Here is a 21916-nt window from a genome sequence, read left to right on the forward strand (position 1 = left end):
TTCAGCGCTTCTTGCCGGTGCGACGACGGCGGACGATCAGCTTGTCGCTGGGCTTGTTCGGACGACGGGTCCGGCCCTCGGGCTGGCCCCAGGGGCTCACCGGGTGGCGGCCACCGGAGGTGCGGCCCTCGCCACCACCGTGCGGGTGGTCGACGGGGTTCATCACGACACCGCGGACGGTCGGGCGGACGCCCTTCCAGCGCATGCGGCCGGCCTTGCCCCAGTTGATGTTCGACTGCTCGGCGTTGCCGACCCAGCCGATCGTGGCGCGGCAGCGCAGGTCCACGTTCCGGATCTCGCCGGACGGCATGCGCAGCTGGCCGTAGGGGCCGTCCTTCGCGACGAGCTGGACCGAAGCGCCCGCGGAGCGGGCGATCTTCGCGCCGCCACCGGGGCGGAGCTCGACGGCGTGGATGACGGTACCCGTCGGGATGTTGCGCAGCGGCAGGTTGTTGCCGGGCTTGATGTCGGCGCCGGGGCCGGCCTCGACGGTGTCACCCTGCGCGAGCTTGTTCGGCGCGATGATGTAGCGCTTCGTGCCGTCCGCGTAGTGCAGGAGCGCGATGCGCGCCGTGCGGTTCGGGTCGTACTCGATGTGCGCGACCTTCGCCGGCACGCCGTCCTTGTCGTGACGACGGAAGTCGATCACGCGGTAGGCGCGCTTGTGGCCACCGCCCTTGTGCCGGGTGGTGATCCGGCCGGAGCTGTTGCGGCCGCCGGTCTTGGACAGCGGACGAACCAGCGACTTCTCCGGCTCCGAACGGGTGACCTCGACGAAGTCGGCGACGCTCGAGCCGCGGCGGCCGGGCGTCGTCGGCTTGTGCTTACGGATTCCCATGGAAGTAGTCCTCGATCTGCTCTCGTGCGGCTCAGCCGACCGGACCGCCGAAGATGTCGATCGACCCCTCGCGGAGGGTGACGATCGCACGCTTCGTGTCCTTGCGCTTGCCCAGGCCGAAGCGCGTACGACGCGCCTTGCCCTTGCGGTTGATCGTGTTCACCGAGGCGACCTTCACGCCGAAGACCTTCTCGACCGCGATCTTGATCTCGGTCTTGTTGGCGTCCGGGTCCACGACGAAGGTGTACTTGCCCTCGTCGAGGAGGTTGTAGGACTTCTCGGAGACGACCGGCGCGATCAGGATGTCGCGCGGGTCCTTCGTCACGGCGGTCACTTGGTGGCCTCCTTCTCGGACGCGGCCTCGGTCTCGGTCGCGACGGCCTTGGCCGACTTGCCCGTCGCCGGGCCGGCCAGGAACGCCTCGAGCGCACCGGAGGTGAAGACGACGTCGTCGGAGACGAGGACGTCGTAGGTGTTGAGCTGGTCCGCGGTCAGCAGGTGGACCTGCTCCAGGTTCCGCAGCGACTTGATCGTCAGCTCGTCCGAACGCTCCGTGACGACCAGCACGTGCGTGCGGTCGGTGAGCGCCGAGATGGTGCCGAGCGCGGCCTTGGTCGACGGCTTGTCGTCGATGCCGAACCCGGAGACCACGTGGACGCGGCCGGCGCGGGCACGGTCGGAGAGGGCACCGCGCAGGGCGGCGGCCTTCATCTTCTTCGGCGTGCGCTGGTCGTACTTGCGCGGCTGCGGGCCGTGGACGGTGCCACCACCGGCGAACTGCGGGGCGCGGATCGAACCCTGGCGGGCGCGACCGGTGCCCTTCTGCTTGTAGGGCTTCTTGCCACCGCCGCGCACCTCGGCGCGGGTCTTGGTGGCGGCCGTCCCCTGGCGGGAGGCCGCGCGCTGCGCGACGACCACCTGGTGGATCAGCGGGACGTTCGTGGCGACGTCGAACACCTCGGCGGGGAGCTCGGCGGTGCCGGCCTTCTTGCCCGTGGCGTCGAGCACGTCGACGGTCAGGTTAGCCATCGGTCTCAGGCTCCCTTCGCGGCGGTACGGACGAGGACGATGCCGCCCTTGGGACCCGGGACCGCGCCCGTGACGAGCAGCAGACCCTTCTCCGCGTCGACCGCGTGGACGGTCAGGTTCTGGACGGTCTTGCGGGCGTTGCCCATGCGACCGGCCATCCGCATGCCGCGGAAGACGCGCGAGGGCGTGGCGGCGCCACCGATCGAACCCGGCTTGCGGTGGTTGCGGTGCGCACCGTGGGAGGCACCCACACCGGAGAAGCCGTGGCGCTTCATGACACCGGCGGTGCCCTTGCCCTTGGTGGTGCCGACGACGTCGACCAGCACGCCGGCCTCGAAGGCCTCGGCGGTGATCTCCTGGCCGAGCGTGTACTCGGCGGAGTCGTCGGTACGGATCTCGGCCACGTGACGGCGCGGCGTGACGCCGGCCTTCTCGAAGTGGCCCTTGAGCGGCTTGGTGACCTTGCGCGGGTCGATCTGGCCGGCGGCGAGCTGGACGGCCGCGTAGCCGTCGGAGTCCGCGTTGCGGACCTGCGTCACCACGTTGGTGGGGACGGCCACGACGGTGACCGGGACGAGCTTGCCGTCCTCGTTCCACGTCTGCGTCATGCCGAGCTTGGTGCCGAGCACCGCGGTCACGTTCTTCTGCTGGTTGGTCATGATCTCTTCCAGCCTCAGAGCTTGATCTCGATGTTCACGTCGGCCGGCAGGTCGATGCGCATCAGCGAGTCGACAGCCTTCGGCGTGGGGTCGATGATGTCGATCAGCCGCTTGTGAGTACGCATCTCGAAGTGCTCACGGCTGTCCTTGTACTTGTGAGGCGACCGGATGACGGTGAAGACGTTCTTCTCCGTCGGCAGCGGCACCGGGCCCACGACCGTCGCACCAGCGCGAGTGACCGTGTCGACGATCTTGCGCGCCGAGCTGTCGATCACCTCGTGGTCGTAGGACTTGAGCCGGATGCGGATCTTCTGTCCCGCCATGGCGTCGTCTGACTCTCTCTCTCGAACCGCTACTGTCCGACCCCCGCGCTCGGGCGTGTCGCTTTGTGCGACAGAACCGTGCGCATACCTGTCCGGCATGGGGGCCGTGGGTGTGGCCCGCGGTGCGGGCCACGACGTATGCCAAGCCTGTCGAAGACATGTGTCCGTGGGGCGCTCGTGCGCGTCGACAGCCGGCATCCCACGACTCCCCCGGGGGGAGGTCGCGCCCGACGCCACCGCAGACCAGAGGTTCCGGCGGCACCGTGGTGCTACACACTGTTCGACACGAGAAAGAACGCGCCCGTGACAGGCAACTTGTACATCTTGCCATACGAGGAGCCGGGAAACCAACCCCTCGTACTGTGACGCCGGACGCATCCGAGGCCCGGACCCGCGCGGGGCCCGGGCCTCGGAGGACCGGCGGAGCCTAGGGCTCCGGGATCACCAGGTGATCAGCAGATCACTTGAGGATCTTGGTGACACGGCCGGAACCGACCGTGCGGCCACCCTCGCGGATGGCGAAGCCGAGGCCCTCCTCCATGGCGATCGGCTGGATCAGCTCGACCGTCATGTCGGTGTTGTCGCCCGGCATGACCATCTCGGTGCCCTCGGGCAGCTCGATGACACCGGTGACGTCCGTGGTCCGGAAGTAGAACTGCGGACGGTAGTTCGAGTAGAACGGGTTGTGACGGCCGCCCTCGTCCTTGGCCAGGATGTAGACCTGGGCCTCGAAGTTGGTGTGCGGGGTGATCGAACCCGGCTTCACGACGACCTGACCGCGCTCGACGTCCTCACGCTTGAGACCGCGCAGCAGCAGACCGGTGTTGTCGCCCGCCTGGGCCTGGTCCATCTGCTTGTGGAAGGTCTCGATACCGGTGACGGTCGTCTTCTGCGGCGAACGGATGCCGACGATCTCGACCTCGGAGTTGATGTCGAGCGAGCCGCGCTCCACCTTGCCGGTGACGACGGTTCCGCGACCGGTGATGGTGAAGACGTCCTCGATCGGCATGAGGAACGGCTTGTCGAGGTCACGCTGCGGCTCGGGGACGTTCTCGTCCACGGCCTCCATGAGCTCGAGGACCTTCTTGGTCCACTCGGGGTCGCCCTCGAGGGCCTTGAGGCCGGAGACGCGGATGACCGGGGCGTTGTCGCCGTCGAAGTCCTGCGACGACAGCAGCTCGCGGACCTCCATCTCGACGAGCTCGAGGAGCTCCTCGTCCTCGACCATGTCGGACTTGTTCAGCGCGACGAGCAGGTACGGGACGCCGACCTGGCGGGCCAGGAGGACGTGCTCGCGGGTCTGCGCCATCGGACCGTCGGTCGCGGCGACCACGAGGATCGCGCCGTCCATCTGGGCGGCACCGGTGATCATGTTCTTGATGTAGTCGGCGTGACCCGGCGCGTCGACGTGCGCGTAGTGACGGTTCGGCGTCTCGTACTCGATGTGCGCGATGTTGATCGTGATACCGCGCTGCTTCTCCTCCGGCGCGGCGTCGATCTCGTCGAAGGCGCGGAGCTGGTTCGCCGGCAGGTCCGGGTACGTCTCCGCGAGGGTCTTCGAGATCGCGGCGGTCAGCGTCGTCTTACCGTGGTCGACGTGACCGATCGTGCCGATGTTGACGTGCGGCTTGGTCCGCTCGAACTTGGCCTTAGCCACTGGGTCCTCCTGGGACTTGGGTAGATGTTCCGAACGATTGCGAGTGTCGGCCGATCAAGCCTAACCCTCGGGGCGTTGCGGTTTCCTACAGGTTGATGGTTGTGCAGGTGTTCGACCTGTGGGGACTCACTCGCCCCGGGTCTTCTTGATGATCTCGTCAGCCACTGCCTTGGGGACCTCGGCGTAGCTGTCGAACTGCATCGAGTACACGGCGCGGCCCTGCGTCTTGGAACGCAGGTCACCGATGTACCCGAACATCTCGCTCAACGGTACCTGGGCGCGCACGACCTTGACGCCGGTCGCGTCCTCCATGGACTGGATCAGTCCACGCCGCGAGTTGATGTCGCCGATGACGTCGCCCATGTACTCCTCGGGCGTACGGACCTCGACGGCCATGACGGGCTCGAGCAGGACCGGGTCGGCCCGCTTGACGCCCTCCTTGAACACCATGGAGCCGGCGATCTTGAACGCCATCTCCGAGGAGTCGACGTCGTGGTACGCACCGTCGAGGAGCGTGGCCTTGACGCCGACGACCGGGAAGCCGGCCAGGACACCCTGCTGCATGGCCGCCTGGATACCGGCGTCCACCGACGGGATGTACTCGCGCGGCACACGACCACCGGTGACCTCGTTGGCGAACTCGTACAGCTCGCCCTCGGCGGTGGTCTCCAGCGGCTCGAAGTTCACGATGACCTTCGCGAACTGACCCGAACCACCGGTCTGCTTCTTGTGCGTGTAGTCGATCTTCTCCGCCTTGCGACGGATCGTCTCGCGGTACGCGACCTGCGGCTTGCCGACGTTGGCCTCGACCTTGAACTCGCGCTTCATGCGGTCCACGAGGATGTCCAGGTGGAGCTCGCCCATACCGCCGATGACGGTCTGGCCGGTCTCCTCGTCCAGCTTGACGCGGAACGTCGGGTCCTCGTCGGCGAGCTTCTGGATCGCCGTCGAGAGCTTCTCCTGGTCGGCCTTCGTCTTCGGCTCGATCGCGACGTCGATGACCGGCTCCGGGAAGGTCATCGACTCGAGGATGACCGGCGCCTCGGGCGCGCTCAGGGTGTCACCGGTGGTGACGTCCTTGAGCCCGATGAAGGCGTAGATGTGACCGGCCTGCGCCTCGGGGACGGGGTTCTCCTTGTTGGAGTGCATCTGGAAGAGCTTCCCGATGCGCTCCTTCTTCCCCTTGGTGGTGTTGAGCACCTGGGCGCCCTGCTCCACCTTGCCCGAGTACACGCGGACGTAGGTCAGCTTGCCGAAGAACGGGTGCACGGCGACCTTGAACGCCAGGGCCGAGAACGGCTCCGTGGCGTCCGCGTGACGCTCGATGACCTTCTCCTCGTCCTTGACGTCGTGGCCCTGGACGGCCGGGACGTCGAACGGGGAGGGCAGGTAGTCGATCACGGCGTCGAGCATGGGCTGCACGCCCTTGTTCTTGAACGCCGAGCCGCACAGCACCGGGAAGGCCTCGGAGTTGACCGTCATCTTGCGGATGCCGGACTTGATCTCGTCGACCGTCAGCTCTTCGCCGCCGAGGTACTTCTCGAGGAGGTCCTCGTCGGACTCCGCGACGGACTCGATGAGCTCGTTGCGGTACTCCTCGGCCTTGGCCTGGAGGTCCGCCGGGATCTCCTCGACCTCGTAGGTCTCGCCCAGCTGGGTCTCGCCGTGCCAGACCAGCGCCTTCATGGTCAGCAGGTCGACGACGCCGATGAAGTCGTTCTCGGCGCCGATCGGGAGCTGGAGCACGAGCGGCTTGGCCTTGAGGCGCTCGACGATCGTCTTCACCGTGAAGTAGAAGTCGGCACCCAGCTTGTCCATCTTGTTGACGAAGCAGATGCGCGGCACGTCGTACTTGTCGGCCTGGCGCCAGACGGTCTCCGACTGGGGCTCGACGCCCTCCTTGCCGTCGAAGACGGCAACGGCGCCGTCCAGGACGCGCAGCGAGCGCTCCACCTCGACCGTGAAGTCGACGTGGCCCGGGGTGTCGATGATGTTGATCTGGTTGTCGTTCCAGTAGCACGACGTCGCGGCGGACGTGATCGTGATGCCGCGCTCCTGCTCCTGCTCCATCCAGTCCATCGTCGACGCACCGTCGTGCGTCTCACCGATCTTGTAGTTCACACCCGTGTAGTACAGGATGCGCTCGGTGGTGGTGGTCTTGCCGGCATCGATGTGAGCCATGATGCCGATGTTGCGGACCTTCTTCAGGTCGGTCAGCACGTCGAGTGCCACGGTGTCTTACCCCTCGGGTCAGTGGGACGTCGGAAACCGGTGCCGGAGGCCGGCCGGCAGCCGGATCCGGGTGCGGCTGACGACCCCGGGGAACTCCCCGAGGTCGTCAGCACGCATCACCAACGGTAGTGCGCGAAGGCCTTGTTGGACTCGGCCATCTTGTGCATGTCCTCGCGACGCTTGACCGCGGCACCCAGGCCGTTCGACGCGTCGAGGATCTCGTTCATGAGTCGCTCGGTCATCGTCTTCTCGCGGCGGGCCCGCGAGAAGTCGGTGAGCCACCGCAGGGCGAGCGTCGTGGAGCGCGAGGGGCGCACCTCGACCGGCACCTGGTAGGTCGCACCGCCGACACGGCGGGAGCGGACCTCGAGAGCCGGGCGGACGTTCTCCAGCGCGCGCTTGAGAACGACGACCGGGTCCTGGTCGGTCTTGGTACGCACACCCTCGAGGGCGCCGTACACGATCGCCTCGGCGGTGGACTTCTTGCCGTCGAGCAGGACCTTGTTGATCAGCTGCGTGACGATGGGCGACCCGTAGACGGGGTCGACGATGAGCGGCCGCTTGGGGGCCGGACCCTTGCGGGGCATCAGGCCTTCTCCTTCTTCGCGCCGTACCGGGAACGTGCCTGCTGGCGGCCCTTGACACCCTGGGTGTCGAGCGCGCCACGCACGATCTTGTAGCGGACACCGGGGAGGTCCTTCACACGACCACCGCGGACGAGCACGATGGAGTGCTCCTGGAGGTTGTGGCCGACACCGGGGATGTAGGCGGTGACCTCGATGCCGGAGGAGAGCTTCACACGCGCAACCTTGCGGAGCGCCGAGTTCGGCTTCTTGGGGGTGGTGGTGTACACACGGGTGCACACGCCGCGCCGCTGCGGGGAACCCTTGAGCGCCGGAGTCTTCGACTTCCCGGCCTTCGAGGTCCGGCCCTTGCGGACGAGCTGCTGGATCGTAGGCACTACGTCTCCGTCGTCTCTCGAGCTCTCGAGGACCGTCGTCCGGCCCTCGACTGGTGGTCTGTACTGGCTTGTGCGCGCCGATCGCATGCGGCACCCGCGGCCCTCACGGACCGCCACGCCACGTACCACCGGCTCGATGGCCCGGGGTGCGCCCACGATCCTCACGGAGGAGCGGGCGTTCTTCCCGGGATGCTCGTGCGATCGTCGGCGGCGTGTTCGTCGGGTCGTCCGGACAGAAGCTCGGATGACCGTCGGGATGCACGGCGCGACGGCACGGGCACGGCTTCCAAGATTACCCGCGGAAGCAAGCGGGGTCAAAGGATGAGACGAGGGCGGCACTGTGACCTCCGTCGCCCACCCGCACGCCGCGCCGCCGGCCCGGCACCCGCGGGACGCCGGCCCACGGCCGCCGGGTCGTACCCCGCGTCGCCCCGTCGTACCCGGCGGGTACGACGGGGCGACGGCCGGTAGGACCGCGCGGGCCGAGGTGGCCGGTCGGGTCGGGTGGTCGATCGGGACGGGGCCGGCCCAGGACGCGGGAAGGCCCCGCCGTCGCGCCTCGCGGCACGACGACGGGGCCTCTCCGTCGAACAGGATCAGCGGAAGTCGCCGAAGTCCAGGTCCTCCAGCGGGATCGCCTCGCCCGAGCCCATGCCGAGCGTCGGGAAGTCGATCTCGTCGTAGCCGAAGCTCGGGTAGAGCTCCGCCTTGGCCTGCTCGGTCGGCTCGACCTCGATGTTCCGGTAGCGGGACAGCCCCGTACCGGCCGGGATGAGCTTACCGATGATGACGTTCTCCTTGAGGCCCAGCAGCGGGTCACGACGCCCGCTCATCGCCGCCTCGGTGAGCACCCGGGTGGTCTCCTGGAAGGAGGCCGCCGAGAGCCACGAGTCGGTGGCGAGCGAAGCCTTCGTGATACCCATCAGCTCCGGACGGCCGGCGGCCGGCTGGCCACCCTCCGCCACGGCCGCACGGTTGGCGTCCTCGAAGCGGACCCGCTCCGCGAGCTCACCGGGCAGCAGGTCGGAGTCACCGGCGTCCAGCACGGTCACGCGACGCAGCATCTGGCGCACGATGACCTCGATGTGCTTGTCGTGGATGTCCACGCCCTGCGACCGGTAGGTCTCCTGGACCGCGTCCACGAGCTGCTTCTGCGCGGCGCGCGGGCCGAGGATGCGCAGCACCTTCTTCGGGTCCACGGCGCCCTGCACCAGCTGGGTACCGACCGCGACGTGGTCGCCGTCGGCGATCAGCAGGCGCGCACGCTTGGTGACCGGGTACCGGATCTCCTCGCCGCCGTCGTCCGGGGTGAGGACCAGGTGCCGCGTCCGCTCGGTGTCCTCGATGGCCACCCGACCGGTGTACTCGGCGATCGGCGCCTCACCCTTCGGGGTACGGGCCTCGAACAGCTCGGTCACACGGGGCAGACCCTGCGTGATGTCGTCCGCGGAGGCGACACCACCGGTGTGGAAGGTACGCATCGTCAGCTGCGTGCCCGGCTCACCGATCGACTGCGCCGCGATGATGCCGACGGCCTCGCCGATGTCCACGAGCTTGCCCGTGGCCAGGGAGCGGCCGTAGCACTTGGCGCAGGTGCCGACGCGCGACTCGCAGGTCAGGACCGACCGGACCTTGACCTCCTCGATGCCGGCCGCGATCACCTGGTCGATGATCACGTCGCCCGCGTCGCTGCCCGGCTCCGCGAGGACCGTGCCGTCGGGGGCGACGACCTGCGTGGCGAAGGTGCGCGAGTAGATCGAGGTCTCCACGCGACCGTCCGGCACGAGCTGGTCGCCGATGCGCTCGGCGACCGGCAGCATCAGACCACGCTCGGTCCCGCAGTCCTCCTCGCGGATGATGACGTCCTGGGAGACGTCCACGAGACGACGGGTGAGGTAGCCGGAGTCCGCGGTACGCAGCGCCGTGTCGGCCAGACCCTTGCGGGCACCGTGCGAGGCGATGAAGTACTCGAGGACGGACAGACCCTCGCGGTAGTTGGACTTGATCGGGCGCGGGATGATCTCGCCCTTCGGGTTGGCCACCAGACCGCGCATACCGGCGATCTGACGCACCTGCATCCAGTTACCGCGCGCCCCGGAGGAGACCATCCGGTAGAGCGTGTTGCGGGTGTCGTTCTCGAGGTTGTCCCGCATGACGGCGGCGATCTTGTCGGTCGCCTGCGTCCAGATCTCGATGAGCTCCTGGCGACGCTCGTCGTCGGTGATGAGGCCCTTCTCGTACTGGCCCTGCACCTTCAGCGCACGCGCCTCGTGCTCGTCGAGGATCTCGTTCTTCTCCACGGGCATCGCCACGTCGGAGATCGAGATCGTCACGCCCGAACGCGTGGCCCACTTGTAGCCGGCGTCCTTGAGCGCGTCCAGCGACGTCGCGACGTCGACCTTCGGGTAGCGCTCGGCGAGGTCGTTGACGATCGCCGAGAGCTCCTTCTTGCCGACGACCTCGTTCTGGAACGGGTAGTCGGTCGGCAGCGCCTCGTTGAACAGCGTCCGGCCGAGGGTGGTCTCGAACAGCAGCTGCTGGCCGGGCTCCCAGCCCTCGGGGGCCTCGAAGCCGTGGCGCGGCGGCACCAGGTCGGACATGCGCATCTTGATCGACGCGTTGATGTCCAGCTCGCCGCGGTCGAAGGCCATGATGGCCTCCGCCTGGGTGCCGAAGACGCGACCCTCACCGACGGCACCGGGCCGCTCGGCCGTCAGGTGGTGCAGACCGATGATCATGTCCTGCGACGGCATGGTCACCGGACGGCCGTCCGACGGCTTGAGGATGTTGTTGCTCGAGAGCATGAGGATGCGGGCCTCGGCCTGCGCCTCCGCGCTCAGCGGCAGGTGGACCGCCATCTGGTCACCGTCGAAGTCGGCGTTGAACGCGCCGCACACGAGCGGGTGCAGGTGGATGGCCTTGCCCTCGACGAGCTGCGGCTCGAACGCCTGGATGCCCAGACGGTGCAGCGTGGGCGCACGGTTGAGCAGCACCGGGTGCTCGGTGATGACCTCTTCGAGGACGTCCCACACCACGGGGCGGGTGCGCTCGACCATGCGCTTGGCCGACTTGATGTTCTGGGCGTGGTTGAGCTCGACCAGACGCTTCATGACGAACGGCTTGAACAGCTCGAGCGCCATCTGCTTCGGCAGACCGCACTGGTGCAGCTTGAGCTGCGGGCCGACCACGATGACCGAACGGCCCGAGTAGTCGACGCGCTTGCCGAGCAGGTTCTGACGGAACCGGCCCTGCTTGCCCTTGAGCATGTCGGAGATCGACTTCAGCGGTCGGTTGCCCGGCCCGGTGACCGGACGGCCACGGCGGCCGTTGTCGAACAGCGAGTCGACGGCCTCCTGCAGCATCCGCTTCTCGTTGTTGACGATGATCTCCGGCGCGCCCAGGTCCAGGAGCCGCTTGAGGCGGTTGTTCCGGTTGATGACGCGGCGGTACAGGTCGTTCAGGTCCGACGTCGCGAAGCGGCCACCGTCGAGCTGCACCATCGGGCGCAGGTCCGGCGGGATGACCGGCACCGCGTCGAGCACCATGGCCGTCGGCGAGTTCGTCGTCGTCAGGAACGCGTTGACGACCTTGAGCCGCTTCAGGGCACGCGTCTTGCGCTGGCCCTTGCCGCTGCGGATGGTCTCGCGCAGCGACTCGGCCTCGGCGTCCAGGTCGAAGCTCTCCAGACGCTTCTGGATCGCCTGGGCACCCATGGCGCCCTCGAAGTACGTGCCGTAGCGGTCCACGAGCTGCCGGTACAGCATCTCGTCGCCCTCGAGGTCGGCGACCTTGAGGTTCTTGAACCGGTCCCAGACCTGCTCGAGGCGGTCCAGCTCCTGGTCGGCACGCTTGCGCAGCTGCGCCATCTCGCGCTCGGCGGCGTCGCGGACCTTGCGGCGCGCGTCCGCCTTGGCCCCCTCGGCCTCGAGCTCGGCGAGCTCGCTCTCGAGCTTGGTGGCACGGATGTTGATGTCGTTGTCGCGGCGGTCGGTGATCTCCTTCTTCTCCAGGTCGATCTCGTTCTGGAGGTTCGGGAGGTCTTCCTGGCGGGCCTCGTCGTCGACCCACGTGATCATGTAGGCCGCGAAGTAGATGACCTTCTCCAGGTCCTTCGGGGCGAGGTCGAGCAGGTAGCCCAGGCGGGACGGCACACCCTTGAAGAACCAGATGTGCGTGACCGGGGCGGCCAGCTCGATGTGCCCCATGCGCTCACGGCGCACCTTGGAGCGGGTGACCTCCACGCCGCAGCGCTCGCAGATGATCCCCTTGAAGCGCACGCGCTTGTACTTGCCGCAGTAGCACTCCCAGTCCCGGGTGGGGCCGAAGATCTTCTCGCAGAAGAGCCCGTCCTTCTCCGGCTTCAGGGTGCGGTAGTTGATGGTCTCGGGCTTCTTCACCTCACCGTGCGACCAGGAACGGATGTCGTCGACCGTGGCCAGGCCGATACGCAGCTCGTCGAAGACGTTGACGTCGAGCAAGATGTCCTACTTCCTCAAAGCTTTTCGGATGATTCCGTGGATCAGCTGGTCGCTGGATCAGATCTCGTCGACGGTGGTCGCCGAGTTCGGGCGGCGGGAGAGGTCGATGCCGAGCTCCTCCGCGGCGCGGTACACCTCGTCGTCGGACTCCTTCATCTCGATCGAGGAGCCGTCGCTGGACAGCACCTCGACGTTCAGGCAGAGCGACTGCATCTCCTTGAGGAGGACCTTGAAGGACTCCGGGATGCCCGAGTCGGGGATGTTCTCGCCCTTGACGATCGCCTCGTAGACCTTGACGCGGCCCGGGATGTCGTCGGACTTGATCGTGAGCAGCTCCTGGAGGGTGTACGCGGCGCCGTACGCCTCGAGCGCCCACACCTCCATCTCGCCGAAGCGCTGACCGCCGAACTGCGCCTTACCACCGAGCGGCTGCTGGGTGATCATCGAGTACGGGCCGGTCGAGCGCGCGTGGATCTTGTCGTCGACCAGGTGGTGGAGCTTCAGGATGTACATGTAGCCCACCGCGACCGGGTCCGGGAACGGCTCGCCGGAACGACCGTCGAACAGCGGCGCCTTGCCGTCCAGGCCGACCATGCGGTCGCCGTCGCGGTTCGGCAGCGTGGTCGAGATCAGACCGCGGAGCTCGTGCTCCTCGAGACCGTCGAACACCGGCGTCGCCACCGGGCGGCCGGGCTCGGAGGTGCGCGCGTGCTCGGGCAGCTCGTCGCGCCACTCGAGGTCGTCGCCCTCGGCCAGCTCGACGTCCCAGCCACGGCTGGCGACCCAGCCGAGGTGCGTCTCGAGGACCTGGCCGACGTTCATGCGGCCGGGCACACCGAGCGGGTTCAGCACGATGTCCACCGGGGTGCCGTCCGGCAGGAACGGCATGTCCTCCTGCGGCAGGATCTTCGCGATGACGCCCTTGTTGCCGTGACGGCCGGCGAGCTTGTCACCGACGGTGATCTTGCGGCGCTGGGCGATGTAGACCCGCACGAGCTGGTTCACGCCGGCGGGCAGCTCGTCGCCGTCCTCCCGGTTGAACTCGCGCACGCCGATGACGGTGCCGGACTCGCCGTGCGGCACCTTCAGGGAGGTGTCGCGCACCTCGCGCGCCTTCTCGCCGAAGATCGCGCGCAGCAGGCGCTCCTCGGGGGTCAGCTCGGTCTCGCCCTTGGGGGTGACCTTGCCGACCAGCACGTCGCCGGCGCCGACCTCGGCACCGATGCGGATGATGCCGCGCTCGTCGAGGTCGGCCAGGACGTCCTCGGAGACGTTCGGGATGTCCCGGGTGATCTCCTCGGGCCCGAGCTTGGTGTCGCGGGCGTCGACCTCGTGCTCCTCGATGTGGATCGAGGACAGCACGTCGTCCTCCACGAGGCGCTGCGACAGGATGATCGCGTCCTCGTAGTTGTGGCCCTCCCACGACATGAACGCCACGAGCAGGTTGCGGCCGAGCGCGAGGTCGCCCTCGTCGGTGGCCGGGCCGTCGGCCAGCACGGAGCCGACCTCGACCCGCTGGCCGGCGTCGACCAGCACGCGCTGGTTGTAGTTCGTGCCCTGGTTCGAGCGGCGGAACTTGGCCACCCGGTAGGTGGTCGTCGTCGCGTCGTCGTTCTCGACCGTGATGAGGTCCGCCGACACCTGGGTGACGACACCGGGCTTGGTCGCGACGATGACGTCGCCGGCGTCGATCGCGGCGCGACGCTCCATGCCGGTGCCGACCAGCGGCGCCTCGGAGCGCACGAGCGGCACGGCCTGACGCTGCATGTTGGCGCCCATGAGCGCACGGTTGGCGTCGTCGTGCTCGAGGAACGGGATGAGCGCGGTGGCGACCGAGACCATCTGCCGCGGCGAGACGTCCATGTAGTCGACCTCGGACGCCGGGACGTCGTCGGTCTCGCCGCCCTTGGTGCGGACCAGGACGCGGTCGAACGCGAAGGAGCCGTCCTCGTTCAGCGTGGTGTTCGCCTGGGCGATGACGTAGCTGTCCTCGTCGTCCGCGGTGAGGTAGACGACCTCGTCGGTGACCTTGCCGGCCAGGACCTTGCGGTACGGCGTCTCGATGAAGCCGAAGGCGTTGATCCGGCCGAACGAGGCCAGCGAGCCGATCAGACCGATGTTCGGGCCTTCCGGCGTCTCGATCGGGCACATGCGGCCGTAGTGCGACGGGTGGACGTCGCGGACCTCCATGCCGGCGCGGTCACGGGACAGACCGCCCGGACCCAGCGCCGACAGACGCCGCTTGTGCGTCAGACCGGCGAGCGGGTTGTTCTGGTCCATGAACTGCGACAGCTGAGAGGTGCCGAAGAACTCGCGGATCGAGGCCACGACGGGACGGATGTTGATCAGGGTCTGCGGCGTGATCGCCTCGACGTCCTGGGTCGTCATCCGCTCGCGGACCACGCGCTCCATGCGGGACAGGCCCGTGCGGACCTGGTTCTGGATGAGCTCGCCGACCGCGCGGATGCGGCGGTTGCCGAAGTGGTCGATGTCGTCGGTCTCGACGCGCACGTCGTGCGGCTGCCCGTCCCGCGTGCCCGGGATCGAGGTCTTGTCGGCGTGCAGCGCGGCGAGGTACTTGATGGTCGCGACGACGTCGGCCAGGGACAGCGTGCTCTCGTCCAGCTCGGCCGTGACGCCGACCTTCTTGTTCAGCTTGTACCGGCCGACCTTCGCGAGGTCGTAGCGCTTCGGGTTGAAGTAGAAGTTCTCGACCAGCGCACGACCGGCCTCGACCGTCGGCGGCTCACCCGGACGGATCTTGCGGTACAGGTCCACCAGGGCCTCGTCCTGGGTGTGGACGTGGTCCTTCTCCAGGGTGTCGAGGATCGTCGGGAAGTCGCCGAACTCCTCGCGGATCTCGGACTCGGTCATCCCGAGCGCCTTGAGCAGCACGGTCACGGGCTGCTTGCGCTTGCGGTCGACGCGCACGCCGACGGCGTCGCGCTTGTCGATCTCGAACTCGAGCCAGGCACCGCGCGACGGGATGATCTTCGCGGAGAAGACGTCCTTGTCGCTGGTCTTGTCCGGCGTGCGCTCGAAGTAGACGCCCGGCGAGCGGACGAGCTGCGACACCACGACACGCTCGGTGCCGTTGATGACGAAGGTGCCGCGGTCGGTCATGAGCGGGAAGTCACCCATGAACACCGTCTGGCTCTTGATCTCACCCGTCGTGTAGTTGACGAACTCGGCCGTCACGAACAGCGGCGCCGAGTAGGTGAAGTCCTTCTCCTTGCACTCCTCCACCGTGTACTTCGGCGGCTCGAAGCGGTGGTTGGCGAAGGACAGGGACATCGACTGACCGAAGTCCTCGATCGGGGAGATCTCCTCGAAGATCTCCTCCAGACCGGAGGTACCAGGGACGTCGTGGCGTCCGGCCTCGATCGCGGCCTCGACCCGAGCTCGCCAGGACTCGTTGCCCAGCAGCCAGTCGAAGCTGTCGAGCTGGAGGCCGAGCAGGTCCGGCGCCTGAAGGGGCTCGTGGATCCGGCCGAACGAAAGTCGGCGGGAGGCGGTACGGTTCGCGATAGCGTCGGCGGACGGAGCAGAAGGGGTGCGCGAGGCAGCCAAGAGGGGTCCTTCCCTGCAGTTCGATGGCACGCTGTACGCTCAGTCGTGCCGCGGACGTCCGAACCGCGGGCGAGGAGACCGTCCCAGGGGTCACGACAGGTGACTCGGGAGGCGGGGTGTCATCGGCGGGGGGAACGTCTGGGCACAGGCGAGCGCAAAGCGCTAGCGTAGCCGAAACCTTCGGACTTGTCCACCCCGCGCCGGCACGCGAGCAGGACGTCCTCGGGTTCCGTCGGTTCTGAGGACGTTGTCTCGGTGGCCGCCATATGCCGCCCAAGAAACGGTGCCTCATCACGTTACTCCGCCGGGCACGAAGTCGCCAGACCCCTCGGACGAGCCGTGCGTCACACCGGGGTGGCACCGCCGGCCCACCCCGTGCACGACGAAGGCCCGCACCCCCGGGGGGTACGGGCCTTCGTGCGACGTCCGGCGGACCGGATCATCGGTGGGTGCGGCTCATGCCGCGAGCCTCACTTGAGGGAGACGGTGGCGCCGGCGCCCTCGAGCTGCTCCTTGGCCTTCTCGGCGGCGTCCTTGTCGACACCCTCCAGAACCGGCTTCGGCACGCCGTCGACCAGGTCCTTGGCCTCCTTCAGGCCGAGGGACGTGAGCGCGCGCACCTCCTTGATGACCTGGATCTTCTTGTCGCCGGCACCCTCGAGGATGACGTCGAACTCGGACTGCTCCTCCTCGGCGGGGCCCTCGTCGCCACCGGCGGGGGCGCCGGCCACGACCGCGGCGGCCGGAGCGGCAGCGGTGACGTCGAACTTCTCCTCGAAGGCCTTCACGAACTCGGAGAGCTCGATGAGGGTCAGCTCCTCGAAGACGGACAGGAGCTCTTCGGTGCTGAGCTTCGCCATGATGGCGTTCCTTTCATTCAGCGCTTCGCGGGCCGGTCGGCCCACCAGAAGCAGGGGTTGTGTTCCAGCGCGTCCGCCTGATCAGGCGGCAGCGCCCGCCGATTCCTGCTTCTGACGCAGGGCATCGATGACTCGGGCGACCTGGGTCGGCTTGGCGTTGAAGGCGTAGGCAGCCTGGCTGATCTTCGCCTTCATCGCGCCGGCCGCCTTGGCCAGCAGAACCTCGCGGGACTCGAGGTCCGCGAGCTTCGTGATCTCCGCAGCGGTCAGGGCGTTCCCCTCGAGGACACCGCCCTTGATGACCAGTGCGGGGTTCGCCTTGGCGAAGTCACGCAGACCCTTCGCGGCCTCGACCGGGTCACCGGTCACGAACGCGATCGCGGAGGGACCCTGGAGGTCGGCGTCGAGACCCTCGACACCGGCTTCCTTGGCCGCGATGCTGGTCAGCGTGTTCTTCACCACGGCGTAGGTTGCGTTGCCGCTGAGCGACCGACGCAGCTCCTGGAGCTGGGCGACGGAGAGCCCGCGGTACTCGGTCAGCACGGCCGCGTTGGAGTCGCGAAGCCTGTTCGCGATCGCTGCGACAGCGGCTGCCTTGTCCGGCCTCGCCATGGCAATCCTTCCGGTGGTGGAGCCACCGGTCACCCCGGAAACGAGAAAGAGCCCCGGCGCAGGCGCACGGGGCTCGGATGCTCACGGCCGGAACCGGGAGATCGTCGTCGTGTCACCTGCGCAGGCCTCCGCACGTTGGCGGGACTTCGGTCTTCGGCGTCTCGGAGCGAGCTCCGGGCAGCCTGGGACGACCGGCGGTCTTGGGTTACCCGAGCACTCTACACGACGCGCCACGAGGCGTCGTCCGTCCCCGACGAGGCGCTGGTCACACCCCGCCGCACCGGCCGGACCCGGTCGGGACGCCCCCCCGCGGGCCGGGCGGGGGGTCAGCCCACGTCGAGCGGGCCGAAGCAGACGAGGGGGATCGGCTCCTCCTCGCCGGCCACCGCCGTGGCGAGAGCCGTCGCGGGTGACGCACCGCCGCACAGCTCGCGGTGCAGCACCGGCATGACCCGACGAGCCACGTCGTCCCGCAACGGGGCGACCGAGGCGATGACGGCCCGCGCCCCGAGCCGCAGCAGGACGCTCGTCAGGCCGAGCGGCTCTCCCCCGACGTGGGTGCTGCCGACGCCGACGTCGCAGGACGAGAGCACCACGACCATCCCGCCGAGGTCGGTGCCGTCCAGCTCGTGGGCGAACAGCGGGCCGTCGGCGAGCCGGACGCTCGAGAAGACCGGGTTGTCCTGCTCGTGCGTACCGTGGGTGGCGAGGTGCACGATCGAGGCGTCCGCCATCCCCGCGCGGACGGCGTCGCACGTCGCCTCCGCACCCACCAGCACCGTGGCGTCGTGCCACACGTCCGCCACCGCCCACGCCTCCCGGTCGGCGTCCGCCAGGTCCGGGCCGGCCACGACCAGCGCGGGGCCGGACCGCCGCCCCTGCCGTGCCGGCGCCACCCACGAGTTGACGAGCGTGGCCGCCCCCCGGCGCGACGGCAGGGCACCCCAGGGCAGCGAGGCCAGGCGGTCCCGCGCCGCCACGTACAGCGGCCGACCCGCCAGGTCGAGCTCTCCGAGCAGCGTGCGGTCGAGCCAGTCGAGATCCGTCGCGAGCGAGCCGAGAGCCGCCTCCCGCAAGGGCTCCGGGATCAGCCGGTTCGCGAGGATCCGCTGGTCCGCCTGGACCCGCCGGCACCGCTCGCGTACCTCGTCGACGTCGACGACGTCGTGGAGCGACGTCCCGCTCGCGTCCACCCGGGCCGCGAGCACCCGGCCGCGGTACAGCGCCAGGTCGACGACGGCCCCCTCGGACCCGGCGTCGCGCAGGGCGCCCCGCAACCGGCGCACCGTCGTCGGGAGCGGCACCTCGGCGTCGCCGCTCGCGTGCCACGCGCGGTGGCGGGCACGGTCCTGCAGGCGTCGGGCGTCCCGCAGCAGTCCGGCCTCCTCGTCCGTGTCGTCGGCACCGACGACCCGGGCCCTCTCCAGGAGCCGGCGTGCCTCGACGACGAGGGCCGCGGTCTCCTCGTCGGCCGACGGGCGCACCCGGCCGGCACCCGCGAAGGTCGCCCGGCCCCGTTCCACCGCGTCGAAGACGGCGTCCGCACGCCCGGTGCGCAGGGCCGCCTCGACGTCCACGGCCTGCAGCCGCACACCGTGCGCGGCCGCCGCCGTGACGGCCTCCACCGCCCCGAGCCGGAGCCGCTGGCTGGCGAGCAGCCGCTGGCCACGTCGCACGGCGGCCAGACCGGCGCGGCGGTCGCCCGCGCCGAACGCCTCCCGGGCCCGCACGACCTCGACGCTGACGCGTGTGCCGAGGGGCAGCTCCGCAGCACGGGGCAGTCGTGCCAGCCACGCGTCCGCCTCGGCGGGCCGCCCGGTACGGACCAGCACGTCGGCCGCGATCAGCGCCACGTCGACCCGCGCACGCTCCGTCCCGGGGACCCGGCACGCGGCGTCGTGGAGCTCGACCGCGTCGGCCGCCAGCCGATCGAGGTCCCGGTGCTCCCCTGACTCCAGCAGCAGCCCGTGCCGCGCCTCGAGCACTGCCACGGCGGCCACGATCTCGAGCACCTGGTGCCCGGCCCGGCGTGCTCTCCCCCGCGCATCGCGGGCCAGCTCGAGCGCCTCGTCGTGCCTTCCGAGGCCCACGAGGCAGCGCGACCGCGCGAGCAGGGCGTCGAGCAGGTCCCGGGAGGCACCGTCCACGGTGAGGAGGTCGACGGCGCGCCGCAGCGTGTCCTCCGCGTCGGTGAGGAGCCCCGCCTCGAAGAGCACGACCGCCTTGTCCATGAGACCGACGCCCGCGTGCTCGGGCGGAGCCACCTGTGCCGCGTCGTCCATCGAGCGCAGTGCGGCGGGCAGGTCACCGCGCAGGTACCGGGCGTAGCCCAGGTTGTGCTCGGCCATCGGACGGAACACGGCCTCGGCGGCGTTCGTGGCGAGGTCCCGGCAGCGCTCGAGGTCGGCGACCGCCTCGTCCAACGCGCCGGTCTCGAGGTGGAGCGTGCCCCGGTTGAGCAGCACGGGCACCAGCTCGCGCGGGTCGTCGAGGCCGGCGACGGCGGCGTCGAACTCACGGCGGGCCGCCACGACGTCGCCCGTGCGCAGGAGCAGGAGACCCCGGTTGCCGCGCACCGTCGCCACCATCGCGGTGTCGCCCCCCTGCGACGCGCAGCGCTGCGCCTCGTCCAGGAGCGCCAGCGTCCGGGACGGTTCGGTACCCCGCTCCGTCTCGCACGACGCGAGTCCGATCAGGGCGCGCGCCCGGACCGCGCGGACGTCGTCCGCCCCGGCCCTCGCCGCCCCGAGCCCGTCGAGCCGCTGCAGCGCCGCCCGGTACTGACGGGCCGCCCGGACGAAGCGGCGGCGGCTGCGCGCCTGCTCGCGCGCGGCCTCGACCTCGCTCCGGATCGATGCCAGCTCGCCGTCCACGTCCACATCCCCTGGTTCGAGGGCGGACCGCCTAACGTGCGCCGGCAGGCCCGCCCGTGACCTGCGCGATCGCCCCCCATACATCTTCGCGTCGACGGGCCCGGTCGTCCAGTCGTCTCCCGGCACGCCCCCGGCGACCTCCGGCACCCGATCGGGCGTCGAGCAGATGCTGCGCGATCTCGGCCGCGACCACCGGCGCGGCGAACGAGGTGCCGCTCCAGGAGGCGAACCCGCCGTCGAAACCCTCGGGGTCGATGGTGGCCCGGTGCCCGTCGCCGAGCCGCTCCTTGAGCCGGACGGACGGGGTCAGCGGTCCGTCGAGGGTCGTCGGAACGGTGCTGACGACCGCCGCCCCGGGTCGCATGTGGGTCACCCACTCGCCGTCGTTGCTGAAGAGGGCGGTGGTCCCGTCCGGGTTGAGCGCGCCGACGGCCAGCACCGCCGGCAACGGGGTGCTCCGCCGCTCACGCTCCTCCGGGACGGTGACGGGCGGCTGGGCGCGCCGGTCCCCGGCAGGCGCGAACGCCGCGGGGTACTCGGGACGGGTCGACCCGTCGTTGCCCGAGGCGGCCACGACGGCAGCACCCGACTCTCCGAGGGCGTCGAGGACGCGACGGAGCGGATGGTCGATCTCGAGGTCCTCGGGACGCTCGTGGTAGTAGCCCATGGAGATCACGACGACGTCGACGGGCTCGCCGTCGCCCTCGAGCGCCGCACGCTGGTACGCCACGAGCCGCTCCAGGGACTCGATGACCTCGGACTCGATGCCCACGCCCGTCCCGCCGACGGCCCGGACCGGCAGGATCCGCGCGTCGGGACAGATCTGGTGGACGATCCCGGCGATGAAGGTGCCGTGCCCCGCGACCGGGTCGAGCGGCCCCGTCAGGGGCGCCGCGGACGTGCCCCCGATCTCGGCGTCGTCCTGCCCCTGGCCGGGCACCGGATAGGTGCCGATCGGTCGGCCGTCGGGATGGAGCACGTCGCGCAGGACGACCCCGTTCCCGGTGCTCCCGCCCGGCTGGAGGCTGTAGGTGCCGAACCAGGGGTGGCTCCCCAGGCCGGTGTCGACGACGGCCACCACCGGCCGAGGGGTGCCGTCGGGCATCCGGCGCTCGTCGTCGTGCGGCGTCCGGGCGGGGCGTCCCCCCTGCCAGGCGACCGGCGTGCGGCCGCCCCGGCCCGGCACGGCGTACTCGGCCATGCCGCTGAACGGGTGCGACGTGAAGGGATGGGAGGTGAAGGGGTGCGACGTGAACGGGTGCGACGTGAAGGGATGGGAGGTGAACGGGTGCGACGTGAACGGGTGGGAGGTGAACGGGTGCGACGTGAACGGGTGCGACGTGAAGGGATGGGAGGTGAACGGCTGGGTGGTCATGACGTGGTCGAGGCTGAGCCGCCACGCCGTGGACTCGTCGTCGAGGTCCGCCTCCCGCAGCTCCCAGGCGTCCGGCTGGACGTCCGGCCTCTCGGTGAGCAGGTAGAGGCTCTGCACGGTCTCGTCGGCGCCCTCGCGGACGCCGAGCCGGATCCGGCACCCCTGACGACGGGACTCGGCCTCGACACGGGTGGCGGGAGACTCCGCCGGCTCGACCTCGTACAGGGTGATGCCGGGCGCCCCGGGATCGGGGATCCGGCGGCTCCGGGCCCACATCTCCGGCGGGACCTCGCCGTGCACGATCAGCCGGTCGGCGACGTACCAGGTCGACTCCACACCGCCACGCCCCGGTCGGCGGCGGACGGTGCTCGGGTCGAGGTACCTGATCGGCGGGTCGACGGGTGCGGTGGGACCAGGGGTCTCCGTCACGGTGTCCTCCAAGGACGGCG

At 69.6% G+C, this 21916-nt stretch carries 15 protein-coding genes; all 15 read right to left on the reverse strand.

The features are described from left to right. Position 1: 1 nt before the first annotated feature. The 15 genes from rplB to Q6350_RS01265 all read right to left on the reverse strand — a co-directional run bounded on the left by rplB (position 2) and on the right by Q6350_RS01265 (position 21896). Positions 2-838: a 50S ribosomal protein L2 gene (gene rplB / locus Q6350_RS01195; protein ID WP_171246408.1), complete on the reverse strand. Its 837-nt coding sequence runs from the start codon at positions 836-838 to the stop codon at positions 2-4. Between the two features lie 31 nt (positions 839-869). Next, positions 870-1172, reverse strand: a complete 303-nt coding sequence (gene rplW / locus Q6350_RS01200; RefSeq protein ID WP_171246409.1) for a 50S ribosomal protein L23 — start codon at positions 1170-1172, stop codon at positions 870-872. Further along, positions 1169-1867, reverse strand: coding sequence for a 50S ribosomal protein L4 (rplD, locus tag Q6350_RS01205; protein ID WP_304602519.1), 699 nt, complete (start codon positions 1865-1867; stop codon positions 1169-1171). The genes rplW and rplD overlap by 4 nt, the downstream gene beginning before the upstream one ends. A gap of 5 nt (positions 1868-1872) precedes the next feature. Beyond that, positions 1873-2526, reverse strand: coding sequence for a 50S ribosomal protein L3 (gene rplC, locus Q6350_RS01210; protein ID WP_171246411.1), 654 nt, complete (start codon positions 2524-2526; stop codon positions 1873-1875). A gap of 14 nt (positions 2527-2540) precedes the next feature. Next, positions 2541-2849 carry a 30S ribosomal protein S10 gene (gene rpsJ, locus Q6350_RS01215; protein ID WP_013837837.1) on the reverse strand — a complete coding sequence of 103 codons (309 nt, stop codon included), beginning with the start codon at positions 2847-2849 and terminating at the stop codon, positions 2541-2543. Between the two features lie 460 nt (positions 2850-3309). Beyond that, positions 3310-4506 (reverse strand): elongation factor Tu, encoded by a 1197-nt coding sequence (gene tuf, locus Q6350_RS01220; protein ID WP_171246412.1) that lies wholly within the window; start codon positions 4504-4506, stop codon positions 3310-3312. A 126-nt stretch (positions 4507-4632) separates the two neighbouring features. Continuing rightward, complete coding sequence (gene fusA / locus Q6350_RS01225; protein ID WP_171246413.1) at positions 4633-6738, reverse strand: elongation factor G; 2106 nt, start codon at positions 6736-6738, stop codon at positions 4633-4635. Between the two features lie 116 nt (positions 6739-6854). Further along, on the reverse strand, positions 6855-7325 hold the full coding sequence (gene rpsG / locus Q6350_RS01230) for a 30S ribosomal protein S7 (RefSeq protein WP_171246414.1): 471 nt from the start codon (positions 7323-7325) through the stop codon (positions 6855-6857). Next, on the reverse strand, positions 7325-7699 hold the full coding sequence (gene rpsL, locus Q6350_RS01235) for a 30S ribosomal protein S12 (protein ID WP_106267324.1): 375 nt from the start codon (positions 7697-7699) through the stop codon (positions 7325-7327). The genes rpsG and rpsL overlap by 1 nt, the downstream gene beginning before the upstream one ends. 596 nt (positions 7700-8295) lie before the next feature. Beyond that, positions 8296-12177: a DNA-directed RNA polymerase subunit beta' gene (locus tag Q6350_RS01240; RefSeq protein ID WP_171246415.1), complete on the reverse strand. Its 3882-nt coding sequence runs from the start codon at positions 12175-12177 to the stop codon at positions 8296-8298. Positions 12178-12234: 57 nt separating this feature from the next. Next, complete coding sequence (gene rpoB / locus Q6350_RS01245; RefSeq protein ID WP_304602520.1) at positions 12235-15747, reverse strand: DNA-directed RNA polymerase subunit beta; 3513 nt, start codon at positions 15745-15747, stop codon at positions 12235-12237. Positions 15748-16217: 470 nt separating this feature from the next. Next, positions 16218-16607: a 50S ribosomal protein L7/L12 gene (gene rplL, locus Q6350_RS01250; RefSeq protein WP_171246417.1), complete on the reverse strand. Its 390-nt coding sequence runs from the start codon at positions 16605-16607 to the stop codon at positions 16218-16220. 81 nt (positions 16608-16688) lie between these two features. After that, complete coding sequence (rplJ, locus tag Q6350_RS01255) at positions 16689-17219, reverse strand: 50S ribosomal protein L10 (RefSeq protein ID WP_171246418.1); 531 nt, start codon at positions 17217-17219, stop codon at positions 16689-16691. Between the two features lie 326 nt (positions 17220-17545). Continuing rightward, entirely contained in the window at positions 17546-20092 is a 2547-nt protein-coding gene (locus Q6350_RS01260) for a CHAT domain-containing protein (RefSeq protein ID WP_304602521.1), read from the reverse strand. Positions 20093-20123: 31 nt separating this feature from the next. After that, positions 20124-21896, reverse strand: coding sequence for a S8 family serine peptidase (locus Q6350_RS01265; protein WP_304602522.1), 1773 nt, complete (start codon positions 21894-21896; stop codon positions 20124-20126). Positions 21897-21916: the final 20 nt, after the last annotated feature.

The organism is Isoptericola sp. b515 (assembly GCF_030588125.1).
Taxonomy (GTDB): Bacteria; Actinomycetota; Actinomycetes; order Actinomycetales; family Cellulomonadaceae; genus Isoptericola; species Isoptericola sediminis.